We start from the raw sequence: 8,852 nt of genomic DNA, 5'->3' as shown, positions 1-8,852 counted from the left end.
CGTGTTTCCTTTATCTCGTGCGCAGTGCTCCAGTTCATACGGCGCTGAACGGGCGCACTGCGCTTTTGTTTTTAATAGCTAATCTTGAAAACAAGATTCCAATTAGAACAAATAATATGTATAGAAAACTCATACCTATTCCACTTAGAATCTCCCCTGCCATTATTCCAAGAACTCCAAACATTTTCCCGATTTGAAATACAAAACCATTAAAGGCCATATAAGAACCTCTTCGTGAATCATCTATAATATCGGCAAGTATTGATTGTCTAGTTGGCACATACATTAATTCACCAATTGAAAGTATAGCAACGCCTATAACTAATACAATAAGGTTGTTCGAAATCGCTAAAATCGAATATCCTAGCCCAAATAAGATGAACCCTATATACATAGTTACTTGTACTGATTTATTTCTAATCCATTTCGTTATTAAAGTAGTGAATAATACGATCATAAGCGTATTTTCAACAGTTAATAAGCTTAACATCTTCACTCCATTCAAAGAGAGTTCAAAGTTACCGAAGAAAGTTACTACCTGAGTCGGGAATTCTTCTTCTAATCTTATAGCTATAAAATTATTTCTTTGAAACTCAATAGATAGGATTGCTATTCCTCCAATTGTAAAAAAGATAAAAGGTAAATCTCTCATAATAGTAAGATAACTGCTGAAAATCGACTTTATTCGAAAAGAATTCTGTATTTTATTTTGCGGAGAGATAGTAAATGTCTCTTGGATATAAACAATGGTGATCCATAATGTGATAAATGAAATAATTAGTAGAAATAGTAGTAACTCAAAAAAGTAATCCTCAAACAACCATCCCCCAATTATTAAACCGAGCATAATCGATAAATTAATAGCCCAATAATTGATCGAATACATCATGGCCCTAGTTTCTTTTGTACTAACATCTATTAACATTGCTTCTGCAGCTGGATTTATTAAACCCGCAGATATACTCATAAGTAAGAGCATTAAAAAAGTAACCCATGGAGATATAAATATGGGAGAATTAGCGAGAGCCATCCCAATAAATGCAAACAACTTCATCCATTCTCCTATAACCATCAATTTCTTTCTGCCAAGTGAATCTGCTAGGTGCCCACCATACAAGCTTGCAACAAACTGTACTATTACTTGGAACAATAACAGGAATCCTGCAATAAAAACATTTAATTCTCGTGAAAAGTAAATAGCCATAAATGGAAAAACCATCGAGCCAGTTACACGACTTAAAAATGAAGTATAAATCCGAACTCGAATATTTTGATGTAAATCTTTGAACATAGTAATCACCTCTGTACTATTATGCTTTGCTAAAAAGAGGTAAAAAAGGGTACAATCTTCGTAAAGTTGTCCCCTTTTTCAGATTAATCTAAGGAGTTAAGTAATGAAGGATTATATATATTTTCAAATGAGAGCTTATTTATATCCGAAAGAAGAGAGCCAAATCGTTCAGTTTAAGCTTAATGAACTAGAAAAGCTATGGTATTGTTCACAGAAGAATGTAAAAAGAAGACTAAAAAAGTTCTCAGATGCAGGTAAAATAATCTACATTCCCGGAAAGGGGAGGGGAAATCCTTCAGAGATGAAATTTAGTTTTGCATTCCAAGAAGAGATTGAAAGAAAGGTCCTTGAGTTCATTCAGCAAGATCAGTTAGAGTCCATTGTTTCACTATTACAATTGCCTATTCCTAAAACATGGATAGCAAATGTTTCAAAAGAGGTCCAAAATCTTTTTGGTTTCCAACAATCTAATCAATCCAAGGATTTTTTAAGAACCATAATAACAAGAAGTTTAACCACTATTGATCCAATATACGCATCAGTTACATTTGAAACGTATCTAATTCGTCAATTGGGAGATAGTTTAGTAACTTATAACCAAGAGCTAGACCTCGTAGAACCACATATAGCTCATCACTGGGAAGAGAATCAAAGCAAAATTTGGGTTTTTTACCTTAGAAAAGGTGTCCGATTCCACAATAGAAATATATTAACTAGTAAAGATGTAAAATACACTCTGGAGCGCTTTCAAATAAATTCGTCACCTCATTCTTGGTTAGTTGAAGATATTGAAAAGATTGAGTGTGTGTCTCCTTACATATTGAGAATTACTCTTAAGCGTTCTAACCCTATGTTCCTTAGATATTTAAGCTCTCATAATCTTGTAATATTGCCGGTCAATGAGCACTTTGATGAGAAGAAGTGGATTGGTACTGGTCCATTCCAAATGAAGAAACGTACTGATACATTACTCGTTTTATCAGCATTTGATGATTATTTTTTATCTAGACCTTTATTAGATGAAGTTGAATTTTATAGAGTTCCGATTGAAACAACTGTTACATATGGTGTTGATAATCCCAATGGTAATAGGGATGGGTACTTAGAACAGAAAGAAGTTGAAGTAGGTTTCCGATTTGTAGCTTTTAACTTCATGAAGAATACGATTGTCCATGACAAATTTTTTCGTGAAGCTCTCTATCATCTTATGGATATGAATCGTCTTTGGAAGGATTTAAACCGATCAAACCTTAATGAAGCCTCTAGCTACTTTTTTTGGAAATCAAAACAATTATCTAAAGATACAGAAAAAGTAATATCTTTGTTAAAAAAATCAAAATATTGCGGAGAAATGATTTCTTTATATGCATTGGAAAAACCCACCTACTTGGAAGAAGCTAAGTGGTTGCAAAATGAAGCGCAAAAAGCAGGAATTAATATTGAAATTACTGCGTTTAATTTAGAAGAATTCTATGATCCACTTCTAGAAAAAGCAGATCTATTACTTATGGGTGAAGTTGCTTCAACAGATTATCACGTATCATTTATTGGAGCGTTTCTAAACAAAGCCTTAATTTTCAACCTTTTCTTTACTGAAAAACAGTTAATGGAATTAAATGTTTACTTTGAAAAGATCAAACAAGTAGGAAGCGCCAAAGAACGAGAAGTTTGGATAGATGCAGCAGAACGTTACATTCGGAAAGAAAATCTTTTCTTATACTTATACCATCCTGTTAAACATCAAACATTTCATCCAATGATTAAAGATATTGAATTCGAGTCATTTGGCTATGTAGATTTACGGAAATTATGGATAAATAATATTTAATAGTAAAAAAAACATAAATAGCTTGGATGAAAAAAATCCTTGATAAACAGCAGTAAAATGCACAGATACAAGTAATTGCATAATGACTTTTCTGATTTTTTGGACTAGAATGATAAATATAGAAAATAATGGTATTGTAACTAGTGTTTTATTTAATTTGAATAAAATTATTAAAACAATAGTAAACTTAATGTTTTTCGCAAATGGATAAGAGAAGAGGGTACCAAAATGAGTAAACCAGAATTATATGTTAGTTTAGTTGTAGGTCCAGATTCCGACATGGCAGCATATTCTTTACGATCAACCCTTGAATACTTTGGGGCAAGGGTTACAGTACATTGGATAGGAAGACCAAATGATCTTGTTGATGTGCTGTCTGGTGAAGATCGAGCTGATAAGATGGATTATTTAATTTTTAGTTTCCATGGAGATGAAGGAAGATTTTGTATGCCTGAATTGGGTGAGGATGTTTATGAACCTGATGAGCCAAGAGGGGAATTTTTTGGTGCTCAAGATGTTATACGATATTCAAAATTGAAAGATGTAAAGGTTATCGGAGCAGGGTGTAAATTAGGAGTAGAATCCTTAGCAACAGCATTTCTTAAATGTGGCTGTCATTCTTATATGGGGCCTGATGATGATATAGATGGAAATGCTAATTTAATGTTCGTTATGAGATTCATGTATGAAATTATAAATCATAATAAAAGCCAGCAAGAAGCGTTTGAAATTGCAAAATCTATAGATCAAGAAACATCGATGTATCAACTCTATATTTCATAAATTTATAGTTAGTTTTTCATTAGAGAGCTTTAAAAGGAGGTACTAGGTTTTAAATAGTATCTCCTTTGTTATCTCTATATAGATTATGGAAGAGGGAAGGGGAGTTGGGTTAGTTGAGAAAAACTGAAATTATTCCTTGGACAAAAGAATGGGACAAATTATATAGCAAAGAAGAGAAAATACTTAAAGAAATATTTATAAACGAATTGGTAGATATTTTTCATATAGGAAGTACATCTATACCATCGATAGGTTTTGCGAAACCAATAATAGATATTTTAATAGTAGTAAAAAATATAGAAAATGTTGATTTATACAATGAAAATATGAAGTCTCTTGGATATGAACCAAGAGGTGAGAATGGAATATCTGGCAGAAGATACTTTCCGAAAAGCAAGGATAAAAGAACACATCATGTACATATTTATCAAATTGGTAACGAGAATATTGAAAAACATTTAAGTTTTAAACATTACTTACTAAACAATCCAGAAGAGGCAAAAAAATATGGTGAATTAAAAGTTCATTTAGCAAAACAGTTTCCAGATCATACACATGAATATCAAAAGGGAAAAGAAGCATTTGTGAATGAACTTGTTGAAAAATCTCTTAAATGGAGGGAAGGGAAATTATAAACAAGAAGTTCTGTATAGGATTTGCAATTTGGGATTTTTATAAGATGAAAATTATTCTATAATAATTTATAGATAATTCATATTATTTTAATTTTTCGACCTTAAAAGTATGTTACATTAAATGAATTACGAAATGGTTATAAAGTTTGAAAGGTTGAAAGTTTATGAAACAGATACTAATCATTGAGGACGACAAAGCTTTAAGCAATGGAATTGCTTTAGCGTTTAAACAAGATCTTTTTCAATTTACTCATTGTGAACTAATAACTCATGCAAAACAGTTAATCAAGGAATGTACTTACGACTTAATTTTATTAGATATTAACCTTCCTGATGGAAATGGGTTTGAATTATGTAGTTGGATTCGTAAATTTAGTAACGTACCGATTTTGATATTAACAGTAAATGATATGGAGATGGATATTGTTATTGGATTAGAAACGGGTGCTGATGATTATTTGACAAAACCATTTAGTTTAATGGTTTTACGAGCGAGAGTTAATGCCCTATTAAGAAGAAAATCAATAAATGATTCATTAACTACAATAAATATAGGGAATTTTAAATTCGATTTTGAAAAAATGATTTTCTTAAAAAACAATATTAAAATTGAACTCAGTAAAACAGAACAAAAATTATTAAGGCTATTAGTAATAAACAAAAATATAACTTTATCAAGAGAAAAGTTAATTGATGAAGTTTGGAATAATGGTGCTGAATATGTGGAAGAGAATGCCCTGTCGGTTTCTATAAAACGATTACGAAACAAACTAGAAGATGATCCATATAAACCCCTTCATATAAAAACAGTGTACGGAATAGGCTATGTTTGGGTGATGGAATAATGTATATTCTTGCTTTTGCTATATTAATCATTAGTACAGTAAGTATTATTTTATGGTATCGTAAAAAAACAATCCATACGATGAATAGATTACATGCATTATTGGATTCTGCTATTAGTGGCCGTTTGATTGATACGCAATATAATGAATCTCAACTCGCTTCTTTAGAAGCAAAAATGAATCGTTACTTAAAATTAGTACAAAATGAAAAAGAGAAGTCAGTTACAGAAAAAGATACAATTAAATCATTAATTTCAGATATAGCCCATCAAATAAAAACACCAATTGCAAATGTTATTCTATATTCACAATTATTGCAAGAACAAAATGATTTATCAGATCATAATAAAATAATGACTAATTTTATACATAATGAAGCAGAAAAACTAAACTTTCTTATCACATCTTTAATACATACTTCTCGCTTAGAAAACGGGCTAATTAATGTGTCCCCAAAAATGAATTCTGTAGATGAGCTATTATCAGTTGTATGCAGAGAACAGGAATCTAAAGCCTCTTTAAAAAAGATTAAAATAGAATTTACGAAACATAATGTGAATGGAATGTTTGATTATAAATGGACATTAGAGGCTGTTAGCAATATCCTTGATAATGCTATAAAGTATTCTAAAAACGGAAGTACTATTCATATTTCATCTACTGAGTATGAAATGTTTTATTCTATTGATATTAAAGATAATGGTATAGGTATTAAAGAAGAGGAGATAGCGCAAATCTTTAAACGGTTCTACCGCTCTCATAATGTTAAAGAAATCGAAGGTGTAGGAATTGGTTTATATTTAGCCAGAGAAATTATAACCTCCCAACATGGTTATATAAAAGTTTCTTCCGTAGTTGGCAGTGGTTCGACTTTTTCCATCTTCCTTCCTCGAAAAAATTGATTCTGTCAACACTGTTAGATTTAAGAAAGATTGTAGAAAGATAAGTTAGATATAGTCTGTGCATAGGAATAAAACCTTGTACAGACTATTTTTATTGAATTGAAGGGAAGATCTACTATGAATCTCTTAAAAACAAAAGATTTGAGTAAATATTATGGTACTGATGCTACAACAGTAAAAGCACTTGATAGGGTATCAGTTGAAATAGCTAATGGAGAATTTGTCGCAATTGTAGGAACTTCTGGAAGTGGGAAATCAACTTTACTTCATATGCTTGGTGGCTTGGATACACCAACAAGTGGCAAAGTAATCGTAGATGGAACAGATATTACCAAAATGAAGAAAGATGAATTAACGATATTTAGAAGAAGAAATATTGGATTTGTTTTTCAAAATTACAATTTAATACCCATTTTAAATGTATATGAAAATATTGTCCTTCCAATCGAATTAGATGGAAATACAATTGATACATATTATGTTAATGAAATTATTAACACGCTTGGGCTTCAAGAAAAAATATATGAAATGCCAAATAACTTATCTGGTGGACAACAACAAAGAGTTGCAATTGCTCGTGCTCTCGCAACTAAACCCGCCATTATTTTAGCTGATGAACCAACTGGGAATTTAGATAATAAAACCAGTCAGGATGTTTTAGGACTTCTAAAAATCACAAGTGAAAAGTTTAATCAAACAATTGTGATGATCACTCATGATGACGCAATCGCACAACTTGCAAATCGTATAATCAGACTTGAAGATGGTAAAGTTCTGGGGGGGTGTTGTGATTAAAGTGAGAAACAAAAAAATAATTAACCATATATCTATTGAAATTTTTAAAAAGAATAAAATTCGAAATTTGTTTATTGTCCTTGCGATTATTCTAACAACCTTTACCATTACATCTGTATTTAGTATAGGTATAAGTTATTATGAATCTGTTAAACAACAACGCATTATGATGCAAGGTAGTAAATTTGATGCGATGTTACTATCTCCAACGAATAAACAAATAGACATTGCTCGAAACATGGAGAATACCAAATATATTGGGCTATATGCTAAAGCTGGAAGTGTAAAAAAATATCAAAATGAAAATACTCGTTTACCGATGGTTTGGATTGATGATTCTAACTGGAACCACCAAGTTAAACCCTCACTTGAAAAAATAGTGGGACATTACCCACAGAAAGTAAATGAAGTAATGCTATCTGAAGTAAGTTTAAAGAAACTCGGTATTAAGAAGGAGCATATAGGAATGAAGCTGCCATTTCAATATGAAAATGAAAATGGACTGCATGAGAAAACCTTCATTTTAACCGGATATTACAAAGATTATACAACTTCACCAAAAGTTTATGTTTCAAAAGAGTTTTATAGCCAATCTGGATATAAGCTTGATGATGTAAATATAGGTAAGATGTATTTAACTTTCAAAAATCCCTTACTATCTGAAAATCAAATTAACCAATTAAAAAATGATTTTCACATATCTAAGAAACAAGAGTTATATACTGACCCAGACGTTATTAGCATTTTCTATGGAGTCGTCCTTGGCATTGGTGGACTTTCTTTATTAATTATGATTAGTGGATATTTATTGATTTATAATGTTTTAAGTATTTCTATTTCAAAAGAAATTCATTTTTATGGTTTATTAAATTCAATTGGAACTACGTCTAAACAAATCAAAAGATTAGTTAAGCGGCAAGTAGCATTTCTTTCAATTTTAGGAATTCCTATAGGTTTAACATTAGGTGCTGTTATTTCATTAGGATTTGTTCCATTCGTTCTAGGTGCATTTTCTGTCGAGACTTTAAAAGTACAAGTCATATCGTTTCATCCAATCATATTTGTTGGAGCAGCTCTTTTTTCTTTTATAGCCGTTCTTTTAGGAACAAATAAGCCAGCGAAAATGGCTAGTAATATTACTTCAATAGAATCTATGAAATATAACGAATCTTCGAATACTAAAAACAAAAAAAATAGCACAAGTGGTGGTAAATTATATCGTATGGCTTGGAGAAATATGTTCCGATATAGAAAACGAGCTATCATCGTATTTTTATCACTTTTTATTGGAATGACAACATTTATGACAGTAAATACAATGGCGAATAGTCAAGGAGTAAGAAATATTTTATCCTCCTTCATTTCATACGATATCAGTTTAAGTAATGAATCAATTACTAATGAAGATGAACAAAAAATAAAGCAAATATTTAATGATGATTTTATTGAGCAAGTGGAGTCGCTAGATGGAGTCAAAGAAGTTCATAATATTACTGTGAATAAATTAATGATTGCCTACAATGAGGAAATATTAGGGGATTACTTGAAGGAATTTTATAATAAGCAGATGAGAGAACCATATAATGAAGAAGTAGTAAAAAGATTTAAAGAACATCCAGAAGAATTCTACGGCTTTGCGATTGGCATTGATGAAACATACTTTGATGAATTAAATAAGACATTAGATCATCCTATCAATAAAGCAGATTTCCTATCAGGTAAAACAGGTATTATTGAAAAAGTAAATTTTTTAGATGTGAATATGGATAATTT

Annotated in this window: 8 protein-coding genes; 7 read left to right on the top strand and 1 reads right to left on the bottom strand. The window is 30.9% G+C overall.

The features are described 5' to 3' along the window. Positions 1 to 34: 34 nt before the first annotated feature. On the bottom strand, positions 35 to 1,291 hold the full coding sequence (locus tag V7014_RS13025) for an MDR family MFS transporter (RefSeq protein ID WP_335507781.1): 1,257 nt from the start codon (positions 1,289 to 1,291) through the stop codon (positions 35 to 37). Positions 1,292 to 1,394: 103 nt separating this feature from the next. Between V7014_RS13025 and V7014_RS13020 the strand changes: the two genes are divergently transcribed. The 7 genes from V7014_RS13020 to V7014_RS12990 form a co-directional block, all read left to right on the top strand. Continuing rightward, complete coding sequence (locus tag V7014_RS13020; protein WP_335507779.1) at positions 1,395 to 3,119, top strand: SgrR family transcriptional regulator; 1,725 nt, start codon at positions 1,395 to 1,397, stop codon at positions 3,117 to 3,119. Between the two features lie 228 nt (positions 3,120 to 3,347). After that, a complete protein-coding gene (locus V7014_RS13015; protein WP_335507778.1) occupies positions 3,348 to 3,902 on the top strand; it encodes a delta-aminolevulinic acid dehydratase in 555 nt (184 codons plus the stop codon). 113 nt (positions 3,903 to 4,015) lie between these two features. Next, entirely contained in the window at positions 4,016 to 4,537 is a 522-nt protein-coding gene (locus V7014_RS13010) for a GrpB family protein (RefSeq protein WP_335507776.1), read from the top strand. Between the two features lie 164 nt (positions 4,538 to 4,701). Further along, positions 4,702 to 5,382 carry a response regulator transcription factor gene (locus V7014_RS13005; protein ID WP_335507774.1) on the top strand — a complete coding sequence of 227 codons (681 nt, stop codon included), beginning with the start codon at positions 4,702 to 4,704 and terminating at the stop codon, positions 5,380 to 5,382. Beyond that, positions 5,367 to 6,284, top strand: a complete 918-nt coding sequence (locus tag V7014_RS13000; protein WP_335507772.1) for a sensor histidine kinase — start codon at positions 5,367 to 5,369, stop codon at positions 6,282 to 6,284. The genes V7014_RS13005 and V7014_RS13000 overlap by 16 nt, the downstream gene beginning before the upstream one ends. Positions 6,285 to 6,401: 117 nt before the next feature. Beyond that, positions 6,402 to 7,079: an ABC transporter ATP-binding protein gene (locus tag V7014_RS12995; protein WP_335507770.1), complete on the top strand. Its 678-nt coding sequence runs from the start codon at positions 6,402 to 6,404 to the stop codon at positions 7,077 to 7,079. Next, positions 7,072 to 8,852, top strand: a 1,781-nt coding sequence (locus tag V7014_RS12990) for an FtsX-like permease family protein (RefSeq protein ID WP_335507768.1), incomplete at its 3' end; no start/stop codon positions are given. The genes V7014_RS12995 and V7014_RS12990, both read left to right, overlap by 8 nt.

Source organism: Bacillus sp. JJ722 (assembly GCF_036963345.1).
Classification (GTDB): domain Bacteria; phylum Bacillota; class Bacilli; order Bacillales; family DSM-1321; genus Bacillus_AD.
The sequence above is the reverse complement of the archived record's forward strand: the minus strand, read 5'-3'. Positions and strand labels throughout refer to the sequence as shown.